Source organism: Dyella sp. Tek66A03, assembly GCF_052567735.1.
In genome coordinates, this window is sequence record NZ_CP199584.1 from 3,308,166 (window position 1) to 3,331,335 (window position 23,170).

23 protein-coding genes are annotated in these 23,170 nt (G+C 63.9%); 8 read left to right on the forward strand and 15 right to left on the reverse strand.

Annotation, left to right across the window (positions count from 1 at the left end; all coding sequences use genetic code 11):
* Positions 1–10: 10 nt before the first annotated feature.
* From ACT01B_RS14690 to prmB, 3 genes are all read right to left on the reverse strand, one after another.
* Positions 11–1,030, reverse strand: a complete 1,020-nt coding sequence (locus ACT01B_RS14690) for a 2-hydroxyacid dehydrogenase (RefSeq protein ID WP_445143978.1) — start codon at positions 1,028–1,030, stop codon at positions 11–13.
* Between the two features lie 58 nt (positions 1,031–1,088).
* Positions 1,089–2,177, reverse strand: coding sequence for a chorismate synthase (gene aroC / locus ACT01B_RS14695; RefSeq protein WP_445143979.1), 1,089 nt, complete (start codon positions 2,175–2,177; stop codon positions 1,089–1,091).
* A gap of 119 nt (positions 2,178–2,296) precedes the next feature.
* The gene (gene prmB, locus ACT01B_RS14700) at positions 2,297–3,223 is read right to left on the reverse strand and encodes a 50S ribosomal protein L3 N(5)-glutamine methyltransferase (RefSeq protein ID WP_445143980.1); all 927 of its coding nucleotides are present in this window, start codon (positions 3,221–3,223) and stop codon (positions 2,297–2,299) included.
* Between the two features lie 234 nt (positions 3,224–3,457).
* On the opposite strand from prmB, the gene asd reads away from it, so the two are divergent.
* Both asd and ACT01B_RS14710 read left to right on the forward strand, forming a co-directional pair.
* The gene (asd, locus tag ACT01B_RS14705; RefSeq protein ID WP_445143981.1) at positions 3,458–4,303 is read left to right on the forward strand and encodes an archaetidylserine decarboxylase; all 846 of its coding nucleotides are present in this window, start codon (positions 3,458–3,460) and stop codon (positions 4,301–4,303) included.
* A 149-nt stretch (positions 4,304–4,452) separates the two neighbouring features.
* Complete coding sequence (locus ACT01B_RS14710; protein ID WP_445143982.1) at positions 4,453–4,887, forward strand: hypothetical protein; 435 nt, start codon at positions 4,453–4,455, stop codon at positions 4,885–4,887.
* 88 nt (positions 4,888–4,975) lie between these two features.
* On the opposite strand, the gene ACT01B_RS14715 is transcribed toward ACT01B_RS14710, so the two are convergent.
* Positions 4,976–6,469: a transglycosylase SLT domain-containing protein gene (locus tag ACT01B_RS14715; RefSeq protein WP_445143983.1), complete on the reverse strand. Its 1,494-nt coding sequence runs from the start codon at positions 6,467–6,469 to the stop codon at positions 4,976–4,978.
* A gap of 284 nt (positions 6,470–6,753) precedes the next feature.
* Between ACT01B_RS14715 and ACT01B_RS14720 the strand changes: the two genes are divergently transcribed.
* Both ACT01B_RS14720 and greB read left to right on the forward strand, forming a co-directional pair.
* Positions 6,754–8,013, forward strand: coding sequence for a hypothetical protein (locus tag ACT01B_RS14720; RefSeq protein WP_445143984.1), 1,260 nt, complete (start codon positions 6,754–6,756; stop codon positions 8,011–8,013).
* Positions 8,010–8,507 carry a transcription elongation factor GreB gene (gene greB / locus ACT01B_RS14725; RefSeq protein ID WP_445143985.1) on the forward strand — a complete coding sequence of 166 codons (498 nt, stop codon included), beginning with the start codon at positions 8,010–8,012 and terminating at the stop codon, positions 8,505–8,507. The genes ACT01B_RS14720 and greB overlap by 4 nt, the downstream gene beginning before the upstream one ends.
* Here the strand turns inward: greB and ACT01B_RS14730 are convergent.
* The 5 genes from ACT01B_RS14730 to ACT01B_RS14750 all read right to left on the reverse strand — a co-directional run bounded on the left by ACT01B_RS14730 (position 8,501) and on the right by ACT01B_RS14750 (position 13,278).
* Positions 8,501–9,022: a hypothetical protein gene (locus ACT01B_RS14730; RefSeq protein WP_445143986.1), complete on the reverse strand. Its 522-nt coding sequence runs from the start codon at positions 9,020–9,022 to the stop codon at positions 8,501–8,503. The genes greB and ACT01B_RS14730 overlap by 7 nt on opposite strands.
* Positions 9,023–9,126: 104 nt before the next feature.
* Positions 9,127–10,170, reverse strand: a complete 1,044-nt coding sequence (phnD, locus tag ACT01B_RS14735; protein WP_445143987.1) for a phosphate/phosphite/phosphonate ABC transporter substrate-binding protein — start codon at positions 10,168–10,170, stop codon at positions 9,127–9,129.
* A gap of 86 nt (positions 10,171–10,256) precedes the next feature.
* On the reverse strand, positions 10,257–11,060 hold the full coding sequence (locus ACT01B_RS14740) for a DUF3025 domain-containing protein (RefSeq protein WP_445143988.1): 804 nt from the start codon (positions 11,058–11,060) through the stop codon (positions 10,257–10,259).
* Positions 11,061–11,082: 22 nt separating this feature from the next.
* Entirely contained in the window at positions 11,083–12,420 is a 1,338-nt protein-coding gene (rimO, locus tag ACT01B_RS14745) for a 30S ribosomal protein S12 methylthiotransferase RimO (RefSeq protein WP_445147494.1), read from the reverse strand.
* 177 nt (positions 12,421–12,597) lie between these two features.
* A complete protein-coding gene (locus ACT01B_RS14750; RefSeq protein ID WP_445143989.1) occupies positions 12,598–13,278 on the reverse strand; it encodes a TetR/AcrR family transcriptional regulator in 681 nt (226 codons plus the stop codon).
* Positions 13,279–13,391: 113 nt separating this feature from the next.
* Between ACT01B_RS14750 and ACT01B_RS14755 the strand changes: the two genes are divergently transcribed.
* The 3 genes from ACT01B_RS14755 to ACT01B_RS14765 all read left to right on the forward strand — a co-directional run bounded on the left by ACT01B_RS14755 (position 13,392) and on the right by ACT01B_RS14765 (position 16,214).
* Positions 13,392–14,939: an MDR family MFS transporter gene (locus ACT01B_RS14755; protein ID WP_445143990.1), complete on the forward strand. Its 1,548-nt coding sequence runs from the start codon at positions 13,392–13,394 to the stop codon at positions 14,937–14,939.
* A 190-nt stretch (positions 14,940–15,129) separates the two neighbouring features.
* Positions 15,130–15,801, forward strand: a complete 672-nt coding sequence (locus ACT01B_RS14760) for a dienelactone hydrolase family protein (RefSeq protein ID WP_445143991.1) — start codon at positions 15,130–15,132, stop codon at positions 15,799–15,801.
* Positions 15,798–16,214 (forward strand): HIT domain-containing protein, encoded by a 417-nt coding sequence (locus tag ACT01B_RS14765; protein ID WP_445143992.1) that lies wholly within the window; start codon positions 15,798–15,800, stop codon positions 16,212–16,214. Before ACT01B_RS14760 ends, ACT01B_RS14765 begins: the two co-directional genes overlap by 4 nt.
* Before the next feature lie 143 nt (positions 16,215–16,357).
* Here the strand turns inward: ACT01B_RS14765 and ACT01B_RS14770 are convergent, their stop codons facing one another.
* The 3 genes from ACT01B_RS14770 to apbC form a co-directional block, all read right to left on the reverse strand.
* Positions 16,358–16,822: a hypothetical protein gene (locus tag ACT01B_RS14770; RefSeq protein WP_445143993.1), complete on the reverse strand. Its 465-nt coding sequence runs from the start codon at positions 16,820–16,822 to the stop codon at positions 16,358–16,360.
* Between the two features lie 128 nt (positions 16,823–16,950).
* A complete protein-coding gene (gene dcd / locus ACT01B_RS14775) occupies positions 16,951–17,517 on the reverse strand; it encodes a dCTP deaminase (RefSeq protein WP_445143994.1) in 567 nt (188 codons plus the stop codon).
* Between the two features lie 1,023 nt (positions 17,518–18,540).
* Entirely contained in the window at positions 18,541–19,629 is a 1,089-nt protein-coding gene (gene apbC, locus ACT01B_RS14780) for an iron-sulfur cluster carrier protein ApbC (RefSeq protein ID WP_445143995.1), read from the reverse strand.
* 135 nt (positions 19,630–19,764) lie between these two features.
* Here apbC and ACT01B_RS14785 point away from each other — a divergent pair, with 135 nt between their 5' ends.
* The gene (locus ACT01B_RS14785) at positions 19,765–20,211 is read left to right on the forward strand and encodes a DUF2147 domain-containing protein (protein ID WP_445143996.1); all 447 of its coding nucleotides are present in this window, start codon (positions 19,765–19,767) and stop codon (positions 20,209–20,211) included.
* A gap of 175 nt (positions 20,212–20,386) precedes the next feature.
* Here ACT01B_RS14785 and ACT01B_RS14790 read toward each other — a convergent pair whose 3' ends face one another.
* Genes ACT01B_RS14790 through ACT01B_RS14800 form a run of 3 tightly spaced genes read right to left on the reverse strand, consistent with a single transcriptional unit; the run spans position 20,387 to position 22,996 of the window.
* Entirely contained in the window at positions 20,387–21,193 is an 807-nt protein-coding gene (locus tag ACT01B_RS14790; RefSeq protein WP_445143997.1) for a DeoR/GlpR family DNA-binding transcription regulator, read from the reverse strand.
* Positions 21,186–21,827 (reverse strand): HAD family hydrolase, encoded by a 642-nt coding sequence (locus ACT01B_RS14795; protein ID WP_445143998.1) that lies wholly within the window; start codon positions 21,825–21,827, stop codon positions 21,186–21,188. The genes ACT01B_RS14790 and ACT01B_RS14795 overlap by 8 nt, the downstream gene beginning before the upstream one ends.
* Complete coding sequence (locus ACT01B_RS14800) at positions 21,824–22,996, reverse strand: MFS transporter (RefSeq protein WP_445143999.1); 1,173 nt, start codon at positions 22,994–22,996, stop codon at positions 21,824–21,826. The genes ACT01B_RS14795 and ACT01B_RS14800 overlap by 4 nt, the downstream gene beginning before the upstream one ends.
* Positions 22,997–23,170 lie beyond the last annotated feature (174 nt).

The following is a 23,170-nucleotide window of genomic DNA, read 5'->3' on the forward strand; positions in this document are numbered from 1 at the left end:
GTGAATATCGTCACGCTTTACGTGTTGCCCAGTGGCTCATGACCGCCGGATTGAGTGGCGTCAGCGGCTTTCCGGCCGCTTCACCATAACCCAGGGCAGCAATCACATTGTCGGCTGCCATCCGGGCCATGGACCGGCGCGTATCTTCGCTTGCGCTGGCGATATGCGGGCTTAGTACCACATTGTCCAACCCTAGCAAATCGGGATGCACGGCGGGCTCGCCTTCGAACACATCCAGGCCGGCTGCCGCCAGCTTGCCATCGCGCAAGGCCACCGCCAACGCCGCATCGTCCACGATGCCGCCACGCGCGATATTGACCAGCACCGCCGAGGACTTCATTTGGGCCAGCTCTTCGGCGCCAATCGCATGCCGGTTCGCCGCCGTGAAAGGTAGCACCAGCACGAGATGGTCCGCTTGGCGCAGCAGCTCGGGCTTGCTTACCAGGGTGGCGCGGCATTCGCGCTCGACCGTCTCGGGCAAGCGTGAACGGTTGTGATAGATCACCCGCATGTCGAAGCCGCAGGCCCGGCGCGCAATCGCCTGGCCGATGCGCCCCATGCCCAGGATGCCCAGTGTCCGGCCGTGTACATCGACGCCCAGCCAGTCATCGAAACGCATACGGCTACCCGCCCAGTGCCCTGCCCGCAGCCAGCGCTCGGCCGCACCCACGCGACGGGCAGCGGCCAGCATCAGGGCCCAGGCGTAGTCGGCCACGCTCTCGGTGAGCACGTCGGGCGTATTGCAGGCGAGCACGCCGGCCTTGGATATCGCATCCAGATCGAGATTGTTGTAGCCGACGCCCAGATTGGCCACCACCTTCAGTCGGTGGTTACCCTCGAGCACCTCGGCGTCGATGCGATCGGACAAGCCCAGCAGGGCGCCATCCACATGGGCCAGCTTTTCCCGCAGTTCCGCCGCGGTGTGTTTATGCTCAACGGCCTCGGCCTGCACGTCGAAATATTCAGCCAGGCGCGCCAACACATCGGGGAACAGGGGGCGCGCGACCCAGACTTTCGGTTTGGCAGTCATCGGTGCTACTTCAACTCTCTGCTCAGGGCGAAGCATCAATACGGTTCGCCCGTGAAACCTAGGGGATACGAGGGCTAACCTCGCCCACATCCCCACATTGCGCGCGATGACGCAGCGCGTGATCCATCAGCACCAGCGCCACCATCGCTTCCGCAATCGGCGTGGCGCGGATGCCGACACAAGGGTCATGACGCCCCTTGGTGACCACCTCGACCGGCTCGCCAGCCAGGTTCACGCTGCGCCCGGGAATGAGGATGCTGGAGGTCGGCTTGAGCGCCATGGAGGCGATCACCGCCTGGCCGGTACTGATGCCACCCAGGATGCCGCCGGCATGATTGGACGTAAAGCCGTCCAAGGCCATTTCGTCGCGATGCTGGCTACCATGCTGGGTGACCACGGCGAAGCCATCGCCGATCTCCACGCCCTTTACCGCGTTGATCGACATCAGCGCGGCGGCCAGGTCGCCGTCGAGCTTGCCGTAAATGGGCTCGCCCCAGCCTGGGGGTAGGCCGTCGGCCACCACGTTCACGCGGGCACCCACGGAATCGCCCGACTTGCGCAAGGCATCCATATACGATTCCAGCGCGGAAACTTCATGGGCATCGGGCCAGAAGAATGCATTCTGTTCGACCACATCCCAGTCGAAGGTGCCCGGGGTGATTTCGCCGATTTGCGCCATGTAGCCGCGCACACGCACACCGTAGCGCTCGGCCAGCCACTTCTTGGCGATCACGCCGGCGACCACGCGCATGGTCGTTTCGCGGGCGGACGAACGCCCGCCACCGCGCGGATCGCGGATGCCGTATTTCTGCCAATAGGTGTAATCGGCGTGCCCGGGGCGGAAGGTTTGGGCGATATCGCCGTAGTCCTTGCTGCGCTGATCGGTGTTGCGGATCAGCAGCGCGATCGGCGTGCCGGTAGTGCGACCCTCGAAAACGCCGGAAAGGATTTCCACCTCGTCGGCCTCGCGCCGCTGCGAGGTATGCCGACTCTTGCCGGTGGCGCGACGATCGAGATCAGCGCGAAATTCCTCCGGCGAAATGGCCAGACCCGGCGGGCAACCATCGATCACGCAGCCAATGGCCGGTCCGTGGCTCTCGCCGAAGGTAGTGACGGTGAAGAGTTTGCCGAAGGAATTACTGGACACGGGGCTCTGGACGTCTGGACGGAAACCCGCACAGCTTAGCGCGATGCGACCCCGGCTGTATGTTCTGGTGGCGCCCCCCATCTCCAACTGGGCAGGGGCGCCCCGCTCCTCGGCGCGGATCAGCGGCCTTGGCGCGCGGCTGCCGCCTCACGGATGACCGCGGCATGCTCGATAAGATCGCGGCGCTCCAGCGCGAACACGCCCATCGCGCCCACCTTGAACTCGATCCACACGAACGGCACTTCCGGCAGCAGGGCGGCCAGCGCGTGCTCGCTCTCGCCCACTTCGACGATCAGCAAACCGTCTTCCGTAAGGTAATCAGCCGCCTCGTCGAGCATGCGCACGCAGATGTCCAGGCCATCCGCGCCCGAGGTCAGACCGAGCTTGGGTTCATGGCCGTACTCGCCCGGTAGCGCGGCGTATTCGTCTTCGGTGACATACGGCGGATTGGAGACTATGAGGTCATAACGGCGTTCCTTCAGCCCGTTGAACAGGTCGGACTTGACCGCCTCAACGCGGCCCTCGACGTGCTGAAACACGATGTTCTCGCGCGCCAGCGACAGCGCTTCGTCACTGATGTCGACGATATCAACCTGCCAGTCCGGGTTGTACTCGGCCATCGCAATGCCGATGCAGCCCGAGCCGGTGCACAAGTCGAGCGCTCGCTCGACATGGCGATGATCCAGCCAGGGCGCGAAGCCCGATTCGATCAACTCGGCGATCGGCGAACGCGGCACCAGGGCACGACGATCGCTCTTGAACTTCAATCCCGCAAACCAGGTTTCGCCCACCAGGTAAGCCACCGGCAGGCGCTCAGTGACGCGACGCTCGATCAAGGCCAGCACGCGCTCGCGCTCTTCGGTGGTCAGCCTGCCTGCGCCATAGGCCGGCGGAATATCCGGCGGCAGATGCAGGCTGGCGAGTACCAGATGCGTGGCCTCGTCGATGGGGTTGTCGTGGCTATGACCGAAGGTGAGCCCGGCCGCCGAGAAGCGGCTGGCACCGTAACGGATGAAGTCGATGATGGAGGCGAGTTCGTGGGTCACGGCAGGGCTGCTGGTCTTTTGGGGGTCGCCAAGTATAGCCGGTGCCGGACGACGGGCCGGCGGCGGCCCTAGCCACGGGCCTGGTTGCGATTTGGCGGCCAGGTTGCCGCTGGAGGCGGACGTTTCGACAGCCTGCCCTGTCGGCGCGCGCGGCTCCTTGCTCCCCTTTGGGGAGAAGGAGCAGGAGCGTGTGATCGGGGCGTAAACATCCCTCGCATCGTTCATACTTGTGGGATGACCTTTAACGTACTCCTGCAATACATCCTTCCCCATCGCGCCCTGTCGCGGGTGGTCTACTGGGCCACGCGCTGGACGTTCAAGCCGTGGAAGGACTTCCTGATCAGCACCATCGTGCGCAATTATCAGGTCAATATGGCCGAGGCAGCGCAGCCGGACGCGCTGGCCTACCAGCACTTCAACGCGTTCTTTACGCGCAAGCTTCGGCCTGATGCGCGTCGTCCGGATCCGGACCCGAGCGCCCTGCTCTCGCCTGCCGACGGCAAGATCAGTCAGCTGGGCAAGATCGTCGACGGCCGCATCTTCCAGGCCAAAGGCCAGGAGTACACCGCGGCAGAACTGCTGGGCGACGAGGCCAGCGCCGTGCCATACCGCAACGGTCGCTTTGCCACCATCTACCTGTCGCCGCGTGACTACCACCGCGTGCACATGCCACTGTCCGGTACGCTCAAGGAAACCGTGCACGTGCCTGGCCGCATCTTCAGCGTGGCCCCGTTCGCGGTAGAAGCCATCCCGCGCCTGTTCGCGCGCAACGAGCGACTGGTTTGCCACTTCGAAGGTGAACATGGCCCCTTCGTGGTGGTGATGGTAGGCGCGATCCTGGTGTCCAGCGTGGCCACCGTGTGGGACGGTCTGGTGATCCCGCCCTATGCCTCCTCGATCCGTCGCAAGTCATTCACCGGCCAGAACATTACGCTGGATCGCTTTGCCGAAATGGCCCGCTTCAACATGGGCTCCACCGTCATCCTGCTGTTCCCGGAAGGCATGGCGGAACTTGATCAACTCGCTCCGCAGGCGCCGGTAAAAGTGGGGCAGCGCATGGGCACCCGGCTCCAGGGCTGACCGCTCGTGACGTCAAAATATTGACGCCACGGTGACGCGCTCCGTCGTTTTGTGACGTTTTTGGCGCATTGTCATCGCGAGCACGATTAACATCCCGGCTCAGCGGCGCCACCTGTGCGCCCTTTCCCTGGTCAGACCGAGGACAGCCCGTGCGCATCGTGACCCGACTTATTGCGATGAATCGCGGCCGGCAGCTGGGCCGGCAATTTCGCGAGATTGAGCACAGCATCAACGCACTACCCAAGCGCAGCCGCTCTCGACTCGGCACGATGGCGCTGCGTGAAATCGGGCAGGCCGCGCGCAGCGACTTCCCGCACCTCTATGGGACGCCCCCCGAAGAACGCTACCTGCCCTGGGGCCAGGGCACCGATATCGGCTTTGCGCGTGCCCGCTCTGACAACCCGGAAGTGGCCATGCGCGGTATCGCCCTGTGGCTTGCCGCGGCCTATCATGAGACCAAGGACACGCCGCACCCCAACTTGCAGCCGCATCACCGCCAGCTGATGCGCGTGCTGCGCGAGTTGAAGGAAGACCACCGCACCGACACCGTAGAGAAGTGGATGCAGGCACCTGCCGCCGCCTGATCACGATTGCCTGTGGAACGAAAAACGCCGCCCTAAGGGGCGGCGTTTTTCGTTGTCGACCGGCGTCATGATGCCTGCCGAAACGTCCTCAGCGACAGGTCGGTAGCTTCAGGGTCTGCCCTGGCTTGAGCTGGTGATGCTTGAGATCGTTCATGTCGGTCACTTCCTCAATCGAGGAACAGCCGAGCTTGTTCACGACGCTGGTCAGGGTGTCGCCACGCTTGACCACGTAACTGCGCGTCCTGGACGTGCTCGACGAGCGTGCCACCGGTGCCGGCGGCGGTGGCGTGGACGGCACGATGGGCAGCACGGCCGTATGCAGGTCATTGGCCAGGATCGGCCAGGGACCATCGGTGCAACGTGCTTCGAAAGGCCGCTCCAGAACCCTGGGTACCACGACGCGCGTGCCCGCCGGCTGTGCCACCTGCGGATCCAGGCGCGGGTTGAGGTTGCGCAAGGTGCGGAACCACCCATTGCTCATGCCGGCGGCCGAGCCCAGGCAAACCGTCAACTCGGTCAGCGACGTCGCCCGCTTGAGCGTGATGCTGCCGGGTACGCCGTCCACGCGAGGGAAGCGCAGGTTGTAGCTCTCCGGATGCAGGAACAGCCACGCCGCGGCGAGCACGGAGGGCACGTAGTCGCGCGTCTCCTGTGAAAGCTGGTTATAGATGCGCGGGTCGTACAGGCTGACCGAGGTGTCGTCACCTACCAGGCGTTTCATGCGGCCTTCGCCGCCGTTGTACGCGGCGATGGTCAGCTCGAGATTGTTGTTGAATACCCCAAGCTGCTCATTGAGGTAATCGGCATTGGCACGTGCCGCTTCGGCGGGATCGAAGCGGGTGTCGAAACCGTCCTCCATGCCCAGCCCAAAGCGCATGCCGGTGGCATACATGAACTGCAGCGGCCCCGCCGCGCCGGAGCGCGATACGGCGTGCACCTTGCCGCCCGATTCCTTGGCGAGGATGCCGAACAGCAGCGCCTCCGGCAGATCCGCCCGCTCGTACGGCGGCCACATCTGGTGGCGCAGGAACTGGTAGTTGACGTACGCATCCATCAAGTTGGGACGCCATTGGGTCAGCCACATTTCCAGAGCGGCCTTGACCGGGCCGTTCATGGCGATCAACTGGGAGAGTTGCTGCCCTCGCAGCAGCGTCACGCTGCGTTGCGCCTCCGGCAGGCTGGCCGCGCCGGTCTTGCCAGCGACACTTCCCTCCGGCGCTTCGTCATTCGTGGCATCCATGTCGTCGCCGAGGGAGAAATTGCCATCCTTCAGACGCAGCAGGCGATCGAACACCGAGAAGAAACGCTGCGGATCGCAGCCTGGCGTCTTGCCGCACTGCGCCGCGGCCATCCTCAGCTGATCGAGCGATGCATCCAGGGTCTTCTGGGATGCTTGCGTATTGCCCTGGCGCGCCTGTGCCAGGGCTGTTTCATAACCCTTGCTGGCCTGGTCGAGTTGCGTGTAGAGCTGGTTGGCCTGCGGCGTGGGGCCCTTGCCGGTCGAGGCGCATGCACTGAGCAACACGAGGGCGCCGGCCAGGGGAGCCAGGCGAAAGGTAGCGGGGAAAGCTCGGGGGAACATGGACGACTTCACTGTCAGAGCGAAGGGTCGACCTTACTGCGCACGGGGTCGATGACTCAACACGCTGGTGCCATCCCGCCACGACAGGCGATGCCGCGACGAAAACGCGAAGGCCTGCGGGCTCCTGGGTCCACCTGGCTACAATCACCACGCAACCAAGGGACGGAACGCCATGAATGACATCCTGATCGGCCGCCATGAAAGCGTCCGCACCGGTTTCGCGCCGGTCGCGCTGGGCAGCGCCGTTGCCGGCAAGTGGTGAGCGACCGCCAGCCATGCCATCCATGAACCGCGTCTCGACCGTCTCGCCCGACACGCCTTTCCACGCACGCTTCATCACAGGCTTGGGCTACCCACTGCGCGGAGCGGGCCTGGCCACCTGCACCGCACTGGCGTTGGCGCACTACGCGGTGATGCTGCCGGCGTTTATCGGGGTGATCGCCAGTTTTGCCTTATGGACCGCCACCTGGCGCTACGCCGCCACCTGCATGCTGCATACGGCCAACGGCTACGCCGATCCACCGGATATCGGTGCCGATGAGAATCCCGCCGCCGGACGCGGCCTGACGGCGGTACATCTGTTTGCCGTGGCGCTGTGCATTCTCAGTGGCGTGTTCTACCCGCCGGCGCTGTGGCCACTGATGATCCTGTTCGCCATCACCCTGCCCGCCATCGACATGTCACTGGCGTTCGACGGCAGCATCGAACTGGCGCTGAGCCCGGTGACCTGGTGGGAGGTCATGCGCCGATTCGGCACGGCGTATCTGATTCCCGTAGCGTTGAATCTCGCTACGGGCGCCTTGATCCTGGGGACCTCGGTGGCCACGAGCTTGCTGCCGCGACTGCTTGCACTGCCGCTGTTCGCGTTCGCGTATATCTACTTGATCATCCTCAACCTGCACTTGATGGGCGCAATGATCCACCAGCGCCACGAACGCTTCGGCCTGACACCGGAAGCGGAAACGATGGTTGCAGAGAACGGCCAGGACGAGGACGCGCAACTGCTGCACGAGGTCCAGGCCATGGCAACCACGGACCGCCGTGGCGCGCTCGGCATGCTCGCTGCACGCCTGCAACATCGCAGCGCACCACCGTCACTGCATCAGGCCTATCGCGACCTGCTTCGCCAGGAAGGCTTGCGTGATGCCCTGCTGGTGCACGGCCAGATCTGGATCGCCGCCTTGATGGCGAATGGCGAGTCACGCCGCGCGCTGGGCATCGTGCAGGAATGCCTGGAGCTGGACAGCCACTTCATACCCGATGATCCCACCACCGCAGGACCACTGGCTGAACTCGCCGCGCGCTCCAGCATGAACCGTCTCGCGTTGCAGCTGTGCCGCGGTTTTCTTGCACAGTGGCCCCGTTCACCCCGGGCCCCGCACTATGGATTGGTGGCGGTGCGCCTGCTGGCCGCCATGCCCGACCGGCAGGCCGAGGCGGCGGTGTTGCTTGGTAAACTGGTAGCGGCCTGGCCAGATCATCCGTTGCGCGGCGAGTTCGACGCGCTGTCGCAACAACTGCATAAGCACGCGAAACCCGCATGAGCCGCTGGCGCCCACCTTCGCCCACCTCCACCGCCATCATCACGCGGGAAGGCTTTGAGCGGCTCAAGGCCGAGCTCGACCACCTGTGGCATACGCTGCGCCCGGAAGTGGTGAAGGCGCTGGCCGCCGCCGCGGCGGAGGGCGACCGCTCCGAGAACGCCGAGTACACCTACCGCAAGAAGCAACTCGGGGAGATCGATCGACGCGCGCGCTACCTGAGCAAGCGCATTCCCTCGCTCAAGGTCGCCGAGGGCGCACCGGCCGATCGCGAGAGGGTGTATTTCGGCGCCAGGATCGAACTGGAAAACGTGACGACCGGCGACAGCCTGCTCTATCGCATCGTGGGTCCGGACGAGACCGACGCCAAGCTCGGCTGGATCAGCATCGATTCGCCGCTGGCGCGCGCCGCGCTGAAGAAACGGCTGGACGACGAATTCGAAGCGGAACTGCCCGGCGGGCCGACCCGCTTCGTCATCGTGGCGGTGGATTACTGAGCCTGACCGCTGGGCTGGGGCTCGGCGCCGCCCTGCATCAAGGCCGCGACTTCGGCCTGGTGGGTATCGATGAAGCGAATATTCTCCGGATTGACCCAGACCTGGTTGAGGTTGCTCGCCAGCGCGGGATCGTTGCGCGACTGCACGGCGAGGACCGCGTTCGTCAGCGCGATATTGGCGAGCATGAATTCGCGCGGGGTAAAGCCGAATTTCTTCACCAGCGCGGGGATGCGCTGATCACCGGCCATCGCCTGCGCCGCCAGGTCGTCCAGGCTGTGCACCTTGCTCGGATCCGGTGCGCCCCTGGGGGTAATACCTTCGGCACGAGCCTCTTTCGTGGCGGCCACCAGGCGGTTGAATATGTCTTCGTTCAAGGTGTATTTCTTGATTTGCTGCTTGTCTGCATCGGGCAGACCGGATGGGGCTGTCTGCGCATGCGCCAACGGCATGGCGCCAAACACCACCACCAGCAAACCAAGCCAGCACGCGCGTAGTACACGATCAAAAGCAGACATCGATATCTCCATCAGAATGAACGTCTAACCGGCGCGCCCGAAGCTGCGACGCCGTCGTTGAATGTGCCGGACCAGCCCTGAGCGCCCGCCAGCTAACTACCGGTTCAGTGCCGCAGCAGGTCGCGCAAGGCCTTCTGGTAGTCCGCGTCGATCTGGGTCAGGCGCGCTTCCCGCGCGTGCTCGTTGACCCATTGGCCATGTTGGGCCTGTTCCCGTATCAATAGGAACTCCATATCGACAAAAGGTTGCAGTACCCGGTTATCGGCTGGCGCGAAGCCTGCCAAATCCGGAATGCGGGCCAGATTGACACGCTCACGCTCGCCGGTGGCGCCAGGGGAATGCCCGTAGCCGCGCATGAACGCCATTAGTGCACTGCGAACGGGCGCGGGCATCGCATCGCGAACCACCAGCACCTCCGAAGGGAGCGGGACCGATCGCCAGATCGGCTTCAGTTGCGAAGCCTCATTCGGGAAATCCTGGCGAAACAGGTCGAGGTCGGGACCGTTGTTGGTCGCCACATCGACTTCGCCATTGGCCACGGCCAACGCATTGTTTTGATGATTGCCCACGCGCACGCCCGCAAAAAACGTGTCCGAGTTGAGTCCTCGCGGCGCGAACACCGCAGCCTCCGGCGCAACATAGCCTGCGACAGAGAGCGTCTCGCCGCGCGCGTAACGCCATTGTCCCGGCTTGGCCAGCAGATCCTTGAGATTGTGGATGGGCCCATCTGCGCGCACGACGAGCATGGCGACGTCGCCTTTGCCGCCATCACCGCGCACGAACTGGGCGATCACGCTCATGTGCTGATGCTCGATGGCTTCAGTGGCCAGGCGGCCCGACACGAACGCAACGTCTACGCGTTGATCCTTGATCGCGCTGGCCAATCCCGCATAGCTGCTGACTGACACGATATTGACCGGACGCCCCAGCTTCTTTTCGAGATCCTGCAGCAGCGGCCGCCATTGGTCACGTGATTCGGCGGCACTTCCGACCGGCAGGATGCCGAAACGAAGGGTTTCCGGCGCCTTGGTCGTGGCCGCATCCCCGGCACGCAGGGGCAAACCGAACACCAGCAGGCAGGCCAGCAGACCGGCCTTGCACGATCTGGCCCATCCCTTCCCTAAGCGCACCCGACAAGCCGTGTCCATTGCCTGCTCCCCAGCGGTTCGCCGCTGCTGGCGTTGTAGCGCGATCGCCGCGCCACCGCAATTTCATAATTTCGCAAGTTCTTGAGCTACAGGACGCTTGGCAACGGGTATTCGCGCCCCGCACGGCGTGGCTGGTAACAGTCAGCGTGCAAGTGAAACGTCTCGTTTCCATTGTCCGGATGCCAGCCTGGGATGCCCGACAACGGCAAGGGCCGCAGTTCCAGCGGGTCGCGAAGCACCCTTCCCGCGGCAATCGCCTCTGCGCAAACGGCACCCGCCCCGCTACCGTCGGCGCCCGCAAGGAACACAAGGGCCTTGCCCACCAGCAGCTTGTCCGGGGTCAGCGCGTGCTCCAGCAGGGCGTGGCCGAAAACCTCGAGCGAAGCGCGACCATCGAGCCATGCGACCCGTTCGCGCCAGAACAACCCATGCCAGTCGTGGGCGTCCCACAGGTGGAGCAAGCGCCGATCGCGCAGGACCACGATGACACCCGCCTCGTCAAAATGCGTCATGGCGTATTGCGGCCGCGAACGCACCCTGGTTCCCATGTGCGCGATCTCGGCGACCTGCTGGGCGTTGAGCGCCCGCTTCAGTGCGGTGTGCCGCAACCACATGGCGGCGTTGAACAGGTCGTGCCAGTTCGACTCACGCGTGGCGATCTCGCCGGCCGCAGCAATGCGTTGCTCGTAATGCTGGCCATCCTCGAGCAACGCCAGCGTCTGCGCCACGAAACGTTCGTGCATGGTGGCGGGACGGGCTGCGTTGAGCATGTCGATCGACGGCCAATGTTCACCCAGCAGCCATTCGCTGGGCGCCTGCCAGTCCGACAAAGGCAGGCGCGCGAACGCGGCGGGATCGATGGTGCCGCGTGCGGGCGCGACGTATCGCATCACGCCCTCACCGCGGCAACGCTTAGCCGGCCAGGCGCGCGTGCAGGTCGTGCTCGTCGGCGTCTTCCACCACCACGTCGACGAACTGACCCGGCTTGAGCGACTGGCCACCGGCGATATGCACGACACCGTCGATCTCCGGCGCATCCGCGGCCGAACGCGCTACCGCGCCCTCGGCACCGGCTTCATCCACCAACACCTTGATGGTGCGGCCAATCTTGCGCTGCAGCTTGGCGGCGGAGATTTCCGCCTGCACGGCCATGAACTGTTCGAGGCGGTCTTCCTTGAGCTCTTCCGATACCGGGTTCGGTAGTTCGTTGGCTTTGGCGCCATCCACCGGCGAATAGGCAAACGCACCCACGCGATCCAGCTCGGCCTCGCGCAGGAAGTCGAGCAGCTCTTCGAATTCCGCATCCGTCTCGCCGGGGAAGCCGACGATGAAGGTGCTGCGGATGGTGAGATCCGGCACCACCTTGCGCCAGTTGCGAATGCGCTCCAGCGTCTTGTCGATATTGCCGGGGCGCTTCATCAGCTTGAGGATGCGCGGGCTGGCGTGCTGGAACGGGATGTCGAGGTAGGGAAGGATCTTGCCCTGCGCCATCAACGGCATCACTTCGTCCACGTGCGGATACGGGTAGACGTAGTGCAGGCGCGACCATACGCCCAGCTCCGACAGGCCTTCGCACAACTCGGTCATGCGCGTGCGGTAGCTCTTGTCGCGCCACTGGCGCTCGGCGTACTTCATGTCCACGCCGTAGGCACTGGTGTCCTGCGAGATCACCAGCAGTTCCTTCACGCCGCCCTTCACCAGGCGCTCCGCTTCCAGCAGCACTTCGTCGACCGGACGCGACACCAGGTCGCCGCGCATCGACGGGATGATGCAGAAGCTGCACCGGTGATTGCAGCCCTCGGAAATCTTCAGATACGCGTAGTGCTTCGGCGTGAGCTTGATGCCGGTATCCGGAATGATGTCCAGCAGCGGATTGCGCTGCGGCGGCAACGCCGCATGCACGGCCTGCATCACGCTCGCGTAATCCTGCGGGCCGCTGATGGCAAGCACGTCCGGGTAAGCCTCACGGATCAGCTCCGCGCGCTTACCCAGACAGCCGGTGACGATCACCTTGCCGTTCTCGTGCAAGGCTTCGCCAATGGCGTCGAGCGATTCCTGCACGGCCGCATCGATGAAGCCGCAGGTGTTGACCACCACAGCATCCGCGGCGCCGTAGCTGGGCACGATCTCGTAGCCCTCGACCTTCAGCTGGGTAAGGATGCGCTCGGAATCGACCAGGGCCTTGGGGCAACCCAGGCTGACAAAACCCACCCTGGCCGCGCGATCGGCGTTATTCGTTGATTTATGAATGCTTTTTTGAACGCCCACAGATGCACCAATGGTCGAAAGGCTTAGGAGACAAACGGGTGATTCTACAGCCCCGGGCGCCGATAGTCAGAAAAGGGCCTCGCCAGCCTGCAAATCGCAAGTATCAACCGATGGGAGACGGCGACCTGCGTCCACCCCAACCTCCCTCGCCTCATGAAATCACGCGAGCCGTTCCTCGCCAGCTCCGCCTGGGCCAATGCCATGCGTCAACATCGCCACGACATGGCGGGCAATGACCTGCGCGTCGACATGGGCCACCAACGGATCCCCCTTCCAGCGGCGCGCCGCGGCCATCGGCAATGTGGTCAGGCCAAGCAACGAAACGAACAGCAAGGACGGTTCGATGTCCGGGTTGAGCTTGCCTTCGTTCTGCCAGCGGCGCACGGCATCGAACATGGCAATCTGGCGTTCCATGCCAAAGCGCTTGCGCATGTGCTGCTTGAAGATGTCGTTGTCGCTGATCATCTCGCGGATCCATAGCACGCCGAACCAGGGCAGCCGCGCGTTGGTGGCCACCAGCCGTTCCGCCAGCAGGGTAAGTGCGCGTAGGGGATCGGCGGCATACTCCTTGAAAATGGCCTCGATGTTCGCCCGCGCCGGCATGATGCGCTCGTCGATCAGAAGGTCGAACAACTGCTCGCGCGTCTTGAAATAGTAATGCGCCATGGCCGGTGTCATGCCCGCCTTGCGCGCGATCGCACTCAAGGTGGTATCGGCCACGCCATTTCGCGCGAACAGCTCCAGCGCAATATCGAGCAGACGCTCGCGCTGGTCCTTGCTGGCGGCCGCTTTGGCAGGCCGACCGGGGCGCCGAGCCGACTGGGTGGTTTCGGTGGACACAAGGAACTCCCTTGATCGGGTCATTCTAGTGACGTTCGCCAAACGGGTTGACTGGCAGCTCGATTGGACCCAATATTAATAAACTCATTAATTAATTCCAAGCCCCCGTTGCCATGACTGTCCAACCCTCGTCTCAGGCCGCCATGCTGCAGGCGACCACATCTGCAGCACCGGCATCGCAGACGCACCCGCCGATCCATCTGCTGTTCGGGGCACTGATGCTGGTGCTACTGCTTGCCGCGCTGGACCAGACCATCGTCTCCACCGCCTTGCCCACCATCGTGGGTGAACTGGGCGGCTTCGAATCCCTGTCCTGGGTGGTGACCGCCTACCTGTTGTCTTCGACCATCGTGGTGCCGCTGTACGGCAAGTTCGGCGACCTCTTTGGCCGGAAGATCGTGCTGCAGACGGCGATCGTGATCTTCCTGGCGGGCTCGGTGCTGTGCGGCGTGGCGCAGACCATGAACGAGCTGATCCTGACGCGCGCCCTGCAAGGCCTGGGCGGCGGTGGCCTGATGGTGGTCACCATGGCCTCGATCGGCGACGTGATCCCGCCGGCCGACCGCGGGCGCTACCAAGGCCTGTTGGGTGGTGTGTATGGCCTGGCCACGGTGATCGGCCCACTGCTCGGCGGCTCCATCGTCGAGCATCTGAGCTGGCGCTGGATCTTCTACATCAACCTGCCACTGGGCTTGATTGCACTGGGCGTGATCGCCGCCGTGTTCCGGCCGCACACCAAGCACATCAAACACGAAATCGACTACTTCGGTGCGCTCTTCCTCGCCATTGCGCTGACCTCGGCCATTCTGTTCACCACGCAAGGCGGTACGATCCTGCCGTGGTCGTCGGGCCAGTTATGGGCCACCTTGCTGTTTGCCGTGATTGCGCTGATCGGCTTTGTGCACGAAGAGCGCCACGCCAAGGAGCCGATCATCCCGCTGGAGCTCTTCAAGCAGCGCACCTTCCTGCTGTGCAGCCTGATCGGTTTCCTGGTGGGTGCGGCGCTGTTCGGTTCGATCACCTATCTGCCGCTCTACCTGCAAGTGGTCAAGGGAGCCTCGCCGACGGGTGCGGGCACGCAGCTGATTCCGCTGATGGGTGGCCTGTTGACCACCTCGATCATCAGCGGCCGCGTCATCAGCAAGATCGGCCGCTATCGCCTGTTTCCCATCATCGGCATGGCGATCTCCACGATCGGCCTGGGCCTACTGAGCACGCTTGAAGTCGATACGCCCCTAGCCCTGCTCTATCTGTATGCCGGCGTGCTCGGCGCGGGCCTGGGCATGGTGATGCAGGTGCTGATCCTGGCCGCGCAAAACAGCGTGGACTTCAAGCACTTGGGCGTGGCGACTTCGGGCGTGACGCTGTTTCGCTCCATTGGCGGCTCCATCGGCGTGGCGGCATTCGGCGCGATTTTCACGCTGCGGCTCAACCACCGCCTGGCCCAATTCATGCCCGAACAACCCTCGGCCGCCCCGCGTGCCTGGCGGCCGGACATGATCAGCAAACTGCCACCGGACCTGCACCAGAAGTTCCTGGATGCCTTCGATCAATCGCTGCACGGGGTATTCCTGATCGCCGCCTGCGTGGCCGCGGCCGGTTTCCTGATGACCGGGTTGCTGCAGGATATTCCGCTGCGTTCCGCGGCGAAGCCTCACTGATCCAGGGCCCGGCGGAGAAGTCGCCGCGCCACTTTGGGGAACCTGTCGGCAGCACATCCGGCAGGTGGGGCACGGACGGCCCGTCATCGCTCGGACGGCCACGCTGCTTGATGACTCCATGGACGGCTGAGCACCGGTTTCGGCTTACGCGACTAGAATCTCCCCTTCACTGATTGGGAGTCGCGCTGCCATGGGCCAGACCATCCATCTCAACACCACGCGCATGCAATGCATTGGTGCCTACCTGGCCCAGCCCGAGGGCAAGCCCAAGGGTGGCATCGTGGTGATCCAGGAAATTTTCGGTGTCAACGCGCACGTCCGCAGCGTCACCGACCGTTTCGCCGAAGCCGGCTACACGGCCATCGCCCCCAGCTTCTTCGACCATCTTGAGACGGGTGTGGAACTGGGCTACGACGAGGCCGGCTACACGCGCGGCAAGTCCTTCGTAGCGGAATTGGGCCTGGACCGGGCCATCGAGGACATCGCCAGCGCGGCGGAAGCCATCGCATCCGCCGGCCGTATCGGCACGGTGGGCTATTGCTGGGGCGGCACGGTGGCCCTGCTTTCAGCGATCCGCCTCGGCCTGCCCTCGGTGAGCTATTACGGCGCACGCAATCTGCCGTTCCTGGGAGAGAACCCAAAGGCACCGGTGATGTTCCATTTCGGCGAACTCGACCGATCCATTCCACCCGAGATGGTGCAGAAGCATCGTGAGATGCTGCCGCAGATGGAACTCTTCACCTATCCGGCCGATCACGCCTTCAACCGTGACGTGGGCGATCACTATGACGAAGCCAGCGCAAAACTGGCATATCAGCGCACGCTGGCGTTCTTCGACAAGCATCTGGCGCACGCTGCATGAGCGAAAGTAACTTCACGCTCGACCCTCGGCTTCAGGCAGACACGCAACATGTCGTATCGCTCGGACTCAGCGACGTGCTGCTGATGAACGATGCGCGCTTTCCGTGGCTGGTGCTGGTGCCGCGCCGCGCTGGCCTGGTGGAGATTTGCGACCTGCCCGCCGATGAGCAGGCTACGCTATGGCAGGAAGCGAACCACGCCGCGCAAGCCCTGCGTGCTGTCGCTCCGTTCGACAAACTCAATCTCGGTGCGCTTGGAAATATCGTCCGTCAGCTGCATGTGCATGTCGTCGGCCGTCGCGAAGGCGATGCGGCGTGGCCGGGGCCGGTCTGGGGCAGTGGTCGTGCCCTGCCCTATGACGAAGGCTCGCTTGGACGGTTGATGCTGCGATTGCGGGGCGAACTGGAACGTTGAGACGTTGATCGCGCACAGGGTGCGCTCCTACAGAAATACGTCACCTTTGTTGGAGCGCACCCTGTGCGCGATCCCCTCTCGCGAAAACCCAACGAAAAAAAGCCCGCGGAGCGATCCGCGGGCTTTTTTAGAACGGACAACGATCAGTGGTGCTGCTGCGGCGGCGGTGCGTCGGCGGCCTTGGGCGGCGCCTTGTAGTCTTCAAGATCGCGAGCCTTGGTATCGACGACGCTGATCTTCTTCAGCTCGCCACCATCGTCGTAGTACACGGTGAAGCCATAGTCGAGCTGCAGGCGCGCCATGTACTGCAAGTGCTGCTTGCGGATCTTCGAATCGTCGCTGGGCTCGAGCAGGACGGTCTTGGGCAGCTTGCCCTGGTCCTTCAGGTAAGCGAAATGGCTACCGGTATCGAGCGCCGACAGTACCGCGCCGTCGACCACGAACTGGCCGCTCTTATAGGCCTGGATCACGGTGTCGAACTGGCTCTTCATATCAGACGTGCGCACTTTGTCCTTGGTGCTGCCACTGTGGCAACCGGCCAGCACCAACATGCTGCCCAGCAGGATGGCTGCAGCCGCACGGGTCAGCAGCGTGGAAAAACGGATCATGCGGATCTCCTGCAAAGAATCGATGTAATCAATGGAAGTGTAGCGCCGGGACGGATCATCGCAGCCGATCCGGACGGCAACCATTCAGGTGTATGACGAATTAAAGCGCAAGCCGGCAAGGTATACGCTCAGGTACGCGGCAGGGTCACGCCCTGCTGGCCCTGGTACTTGCCGCCACGGTCCTTGTAGCTGGTCTCGCATTCCTCATCGGACTCGAGAAACAGCATCTGCGCCACGCCTTCATTGGCGTAAATTTTTGCTGGCAGTGGCGTGGTGTTGGAGAACTCCAAGGTCACGTGGCCTTCCCACTCCGGCTCCAGCGGCGTCACGTTGACGATGATGCCGCAGCGCGCGTAGGTGCTCTTGCCCAGGCAGATGGTCAGGACTTTGCGCGGAATGCGGAAATACTCGACGGTGCGCGCCAGCGCGAACGAGTTGGGCGGAATGATGCAGACGTCGGCCTCGACGTCGACGAAGCTGGAAGGATCGAATGCCTTCGGATCCACGATCGTCGAGTTGATATTGGTGAAGATCTTGAATTCGCGCGCGCAACGCACGTCGTAGCCGTAGCTGGACGTGCCGTACGACACCAATTTGGTGTTGCCGCGCACCTTGATCTGCCCGGGCTCGTACGGCTCGATCATGCCTTGCTGCTCCGCCATACGGCGGATCCACTTGTCGGATTTGATGCTCACTCGAACTCCCGGAGGGGGTGGCCGCCGTAGCGGCCGGCATAAAGACTCGGAAAATAGCGGAAATGGCGGTCTGACCGCCAGTCGTCGGGGGTAAGACTGGTGGATCGGGCTTGTCGGATTAGGACTCGAACGGGTTGGGAATGGTGCCCTGTCGGCGACGGCAGGCCAGCCGGGACGCCTGACGGGCGATGCCTCTTTGTCCGTCATCCCAGCGGCTCTCAACAGCCGAAGGGCTGGTCAAGCTGGGATCCAGTGCCTTTCGCTTTTGCTTTGAGCGCGGCCGCCAGCCTGCTCGCCTGCGGCGGGCTTCCGTCCTCCTGCCGGAGGCCGGGTCACTTTCTCTTGCGTGCCCAAGAGAAAGTAACCAACGGAGAAGGGCACCCCGCTTGGCGCTTGCCGAGCTAAAGCTCGGCAAGTCCGTGAGGGCCGGCCGGGCTTTTCGACAGGGCTCCTGCCCTGACGAAAAGGGATCGGCGTCCTGCCGATCCCCCTGCGGGCCTGATCGTCCGCCCCTCACCGCTGCACAGGGGCCCCGAAGGTCAAAAGCAAGACCGAAGGCTCGAGCAGCGCTAGCGCTGCTCATCGCTCTTGGCTGTTCGCTTTGCTCTGGGGGTGGCTCTTCTGATCTTCGGGCCCCTATGGCGCGGCGGGTGGGTGGAGGAAAAGCCCGCAGGGTGGCCGGCAGGGATGCCGGCCAGTTTGTCGTCAGGGCAGGATGCCCTGTCGACAAACCTCCGTAACCCACCCGCGTACCTGGAGGGCGTAGCCCGGAAGGCGCGCCATCGGGGTGGCCTTTCTCTTGGTTACTTCTCTTTGGCCAAACAAAGAGAAGTAACCCGGCCTCCGGCAGGAGGGCGGAAGCCCGCCGCAGGCGAGCCAGGTCGCGGCCACGCTGCAAGAGAGCGAAAGGCACAGGATGCCAGCGTTCGCTGGGATGACGAGTGTGAGTACCCTGGATCATCAGCCTCGCTGCTGTGAAGCGCATCCAGCACTCGCTGGTAAGACGATGAAAGCGCCATCGCCCTACGGCGTACCCTGCACCAGAATCTTCCCAAGTCCCAACGACTTGTTGCGCGGCAGCCGCGACAACCGCCCCGTCGCATTGCGGGCGATTTCCCGGTAGCGCGCGGTCAAATCGGAATCGGGCATGGCCACCACGGTCGGCGTGCCGCCATCGGCCTGTTCGCGAATACGGATATCCAGCGGCAACGACCCCAGGTAAGCCACCTGGTATTGCTCGGCCATGCGCGCGCCGCCGCCCTCACCGAAGATATGTTCCTCAAGACCACAGTTCGAGCACACGTGGGTGGCCATGTTCTCCACCACGCCCAGCACCGGAACCTCAACCTTTTCAAACATCTTCAACGCCTTGCGCGCGTCCAGCAAGGCAATGTCCTGCGGCGTGGTGACGATGACCGCGCCGGCCACGGGCACCTTCTGCGACAGCGTCAGCTGGATGTCACCGGTGCCCGGGGGCAGATCGACGATGAGGTAGTCCAGTTGTTCCCAGCGGCTATCGTTGATCAGCTGCATCATGGCCTGGGTCACCATCGGGCCACGCCAGATCATCGGCGTCTCTTCGTCCACCAGGAAACCGATCGACATGGCCTGCAGGCCGTGCGCCTGCATCGGGATGATGGTCTTGCCATCCGGCGATTGCGGCCTGCCGCTGATGCCGAGCATGCGCGGCTGGCTGGGGCCGTAGATGTCCGCATCGAGCACGCCCACCTTGGCGCCCTCGGCGACCAGGGCCAGCGCGAGGTTGGCCGATACGGTGGACTTGCCCACGCCACCCTTGCCGGAGGCGACCACGATGATGTTCTTCACCCCGGGCAGCGGCGCCAGCGTGCCCTGCACCTTGTGGGCGTGAACGCGCGTGCTGATCGACACCGAAGCGGACGCGATGGCCGGGTCGGCCTCGAGCGCCTGCTTGACGCGCGCCGTGAGGGCGTCGATGGCACCGGCTGCGGGATAGCCCAGCTGGATATCCACCGAAACGCGCTCGCCATCCACGCCGATCGCGCGCACGGCATCGGCCAGCGGTGCGCCGCTGTGGGAATCAACAAGTGCGCCGAGAATGCGGCGGACCAGGGCTTCACTTGCCTGCGTCATAGGAAGATAGGGGTCGTCATGGGGGACTCCATTATGCCAGTCCGGGGAGGTGCACAGCCTTGCGCAATGCAGCTTGACGGCTTCGCGCAGCGTCGGTCAGGCTCCCGCCATACTCTTTCGTACGGGAGATCGCTCATGAAGTCATTGCTCCGCCTTGCGCTTGCTACCGGTCTCTTGTTGGGCACCGGCGCGGTCTTTGCCGCCGAAAACACCCCGGTAGGTACCTGGAAAACCATCGACGATGTCACCGGCAAGCCCAAGTCCATCGTGCAGATCACCAACGATAACGGTGAACTGAAGGCCACCGTGCTGCAGGTGCTGCAGTCCGACGAAGGCCCGCACCCGACCTGCAAGGCCTGCGACGGCGAACGCAAGGACAAGCCCGTCGAAGGCATGAACATCATGTGGGGCGTGCATCAGGACGGCGATGTCTGGGACGGCGGCAAGATCCTCGATCCGAAGACCGGCAAGGTCTACAAGGTCAAGCTGCAGACCGAGGACAACGGCAATAAGCTGACCGTGCGCGGCTACATCGGCTTCTCCTTGCTTGGCCGCAGCCAGGTGTGGGAACGCCAGCAGTAATACCCGCCAACACCCTGTCCCTCCGAGCGGCCCGAAGCGGCTCTCGGTGGGAGAGAGGGCTGGGGCGAGGGGTCAATCCTGCGGGGACATATTCGCAAAGCGTCGTACGGCAACGCTGCGGCGAGCCACCGCCTCGCCCCCGTCCTCCCCCAGCCGGGTGGGAACGTAGCGACGCTCAGGCCGGCGCTGCTTCTGCCCGATGCACGGCGACCCCGCGCACGCTGAAGGCGGAACGCGCCGCGCGATCCGCCGAATGCTCCACGACCAGGTGTTGCACCCGCGACAACTCAGCCACCTGATGCGTGGCGACGGCGCCCAGCTTGTCGTCCGTGGCGACCACCACCGTCTCGTCGCTCGCTTCGATCATCGCGCGCTTGAACAACGCCTCCTCGCTATCGAATCCCCACAAACCGTGAGCCGCATCAATGGCACACGCACCGGGAAAACACAGATCGGCACGGATACGTCGTACTTGCTCCACCGCTTGCGCCCCTACCGTGCCGCCGATAGCGGCATCAATACGGCCGCCGATCAAAAGCACCTCAAAGCCCTCGCGATCCAAAAGCAGCTGAGCGATATGCGGTGCATTCGTAATTACGATAAGCCTGGCATCGGCAGGCAGTACCGTAGCAATCGCGGCATTGGTGGTACCGGCGTCGATCAACAGCGTCTGTCCCGCCCGCACCAAGCTGGCGGCTTTGCGTGCGAGCATCAGCTTGCGCGCCGAATGCTCGCCTCGGCGCTGCTTCAAAGGTGTCGGTGTCGCCGCCGGTAGCAAGGCGCCGCCGTAGACGCGCTTGCAAAGCCCCTGCGCCGCCAACTCGCGCAGGTCGCGGCGAATCGAGTCCTCGGATACATCGAACGCGGTCGCCAGCTCGGTGGCCACGACCCTGCCGTCGTGGCGCAACCTGGCAAGGATGCGCTGCTGGCGCTCCTGCGGGAGCACGCCGCTGTCGGGCGGTACGACGGGAGATCTAGCCATGACGACGCTCACTGGCCGCGCTGTCCAGCAGCCCGAGCTCCACCAATCGCTGGCGCAAGCCGCCGGCATCGCGGAACCACAAGCCATGCATGCCCAGCGCTTCCGCTGCCGCTACATTGCGCGCCGAATCGTCGATGTACAGGGCACGAGCAGGGTCGACGGCGTAGCGTTCCAGCAGGCGCTGATAGATGCGCTGATCGGGCTTGATCAAGCGCTCCTCGCCCGAGACGACAATGCCCTCGAACCACGTCAGGAAATCGAAGCGCTGCCGCGCGATGGGAAACGTTTCCTGCGACCAGTTGGTCAACGCCAGCAAACGAATGCCGCGTTGCTTGAGGGCAGCCAGGATGGCCACGCTCTCATCCATGGCTCCGACCAGGGTCTCTTCCCACCGATCATGATAGGCGTCGATCAAATCGGCATGCTGTGGAAACTCACTGCGTAGCAAGGCGGTAGCTTCCGTCCACGGGCGACCGGCATCCTGCTGCTCGTTCCAGGCGCTATTACATACCTCGCGCAGGAACCACTCCATCTGGGCTTCGTCATCGAACAACTGACGATAGAGCCGGCGGGGATCCCAGGCGATCAGGACATTGCCCAGGTCGAATATCACGGTGTCGACAGATGCATTCATCGCTGGACAATCCTTGCTGAAATCCCGACCAGCACCAGCAAGCCGGCCACCGAGGCGAACGCCACCGGCAGACTGCTGGTCTGGGAAACGAAACCGATCAACGCCGGCCCACTGAGCAGGCCGCCGTAGCCAAGCGTGGTGGCCGTGGCAATCGCCATGGCCGGCGACGTGCCCGGCAGGCGACCGGCCGCACTGAACAGCACAGGCACGATATTGGCGGCGCCTAGACCAATCAGCACGAAACCGCACAAGGCCGACAGCGGCCACGGCGTACACGCGACGAGCAGAAAACCGCCGGCGGCCAATCCAGCGCCCGCACGCACTGCCCATATCGATCCACGGCGCGCGATAAGACGATCGCCCGTCAGCCGCCCCCCCGCCATGGCGATTGAGAAAAAGGCATAACCAACACCCGCAGATGCGGGCGCGAAGCCGCGGACATCGCGCAGGAACACGGCACTCCAGTCGAGCATGGCGCCCTCCGCCAGAAAGCTGACGAAGCACAGCAAGCCAAGCAGCCAGACCAGTGGGTGCGGCATACGGAGGCCGTCGCGCTGTGGCGTGGATGTCGCCGGTGCCTCATCCAGCAATCCTCCGCGCAAGGTCAGCACCAGCACGAGGAGCAGTGCGGCGATGGCTGTCGCGGAAAGCGTCAGGGACAAACCCGTCGCCAGCAACCCGCTCATCAGCGCCGCACCCGCCAGGCCCCCTACACTGAATAGGCCATGGAAACCCGACATCAGACGGCCTCCATCAAGCCGCTCCACCTCCACAGCATGCGCATTCATCGCTACGTTCACGGCCCCCAGCACCACGCCGAAATACAGCAGCGCAACAATCAGCCCGACCATGCTGGTCACCGTGGCCAGCCACGGCAAGGCCACGCAGGTGAGCAAGCCCGCACCGACGATGACCGTGCGATTGCCCAGCCGATGCGCCAGCCAGCCCACGAACGGCATCGAGAGCATCGAGCCACCGCCGAACACCAGCAGCGCGACGCCCAGTTGCGCGTCGTCCAGGTCGAGACGCGCCTTGGCATAGGGGACCATCGGTGCCCAGGCCGACATGCCGATGCCAGCCACCAGAAAAATCAGCCGCGTTGCCCGCTTGGCGGCGGAAAGCGACGGGGAAAGTGCGCCGAAGCGAACCGGCTCGGAGATGATTTTCAACTGCGCACCGTGGAGAGAGGCAACAGGAACAAATGTAGTAAATCGTGCAACAACACGCAACCATGAAGAGACACAATCGTTCAGGCACCGATCGAAACGACTCGGCAAGAGCATCATTCCAGAGAGCGCTGGAGGAGCTTTACAACAGCGAAGCTAGTCAACCCCTGCCGCTCA

Coding starts and splice junctions, on each gene's coding strand:
- ACT01B_RS14690 (WP_445143978.1), bottom strand. CDS start 1,030: ATGACTGCCAAACCGAAAGTCTGGGTCGCGCGCCCCCTGTTCCCCGAT.
- asd (WP_445143981.1), top strand. CDS start 3,458: ATGACCTTTAACGTACTCCTGCAATACATCCTTCCCCATCGCGCCCTG.
- ACT01B_RS14715 (WP_445143983.1), bottom strand. CDS start 6,469: ATGTTCCCCCGAGCTTTCCCCGCTACCTTTCGCCTGGCTCCCCTGGCC.
- ACT01B_RS14720 (WP_445143984.1), top strand. CDS start 6,754: ATGAACCGCGTCTCGACCGTCTCGCCCGACACGCCTTTCCACGCACGC.
- greB (WP_445143985.1), top strand. CDS start 8,010: ATGAGCCGCTGGCGCCCACCTTCGCCCACCTCCACCGCCATCATCACG.
- ACT01B_RS14730 (WP_445143986.1), bottom strand. CDS start 9,022: ATGTCTGCTTTTGATCGTGTACTACGCGCGTGCTGGCTTGGTTTGCTG.
- phnD (WP_445143987.1), bottom strand. CDS start 10,170: ATGGACACGGCTTGTCGGGTGCGCTTAGGGAAGGGATGGGCCAGATCG.
- ACT01B_RS14740 (WP_445143988.1), bottom strand. CDS start 11,060: ATGCGATACGTCGCGCCCGCACGCGGCACCATCGATCCCGCCGCGTTC.
- ACT01B_RS14755 (WP_445143990.1), top strand. CDS start 13,392: ATGACTGTCCAACCCTCGTCTCAGGCCGCCATGCTGCAGGCGACCACA.
- ACT01B_RS14760 (WP_445143991.1), top strand. CDS start 15,130: ATGGGCCAGACCATCCATCTCAACACCACGCGCATGCAATGCATTGGT.
- ACT01B_RS14765 (WP_445143992.1), top strand. CDS start 15,798: ATGAGCGAAAGTAACTTCACGCTCGACCCTCGGCTTCAGGCAGACACG.
- ACT01B_RS14770 (WP_445143993.1), bottom strand. CDS start 16,822: ATGATCCGTTTTTCCACGCTGCTGACCCGTGCGGCTGCAGCCATCCTG.
- apbC (WP_445143995.1), bottom strand. CDS start 19,629: ATGACGCAGGCAAGTGAAGCCCTGGTCCGCCGCATTCTCGGCGCACTT.
- ACT01B_RS14785 (WP_445143996.1), top strand. CDS start 19,765: ATGAAGTCATTGCTCCGCCTTGCGCTTGCTACCGGTCTCTTGTTGGGC.
- ACT01B_RS14790 (WP_445143997.1), bottom strand. CDS start 21,193: ATGGCTAGATCTCCCGTCGTACCGCCCGACAGCGGCGTGCTCCCGCAG.
- ACT01B_RS14795 (WP_445143998.1), bottom strand. CDS start 21,827: ATGAATGCATCTGTCGACACCGTGATATTCGACCTGGGCAATGTCCTG.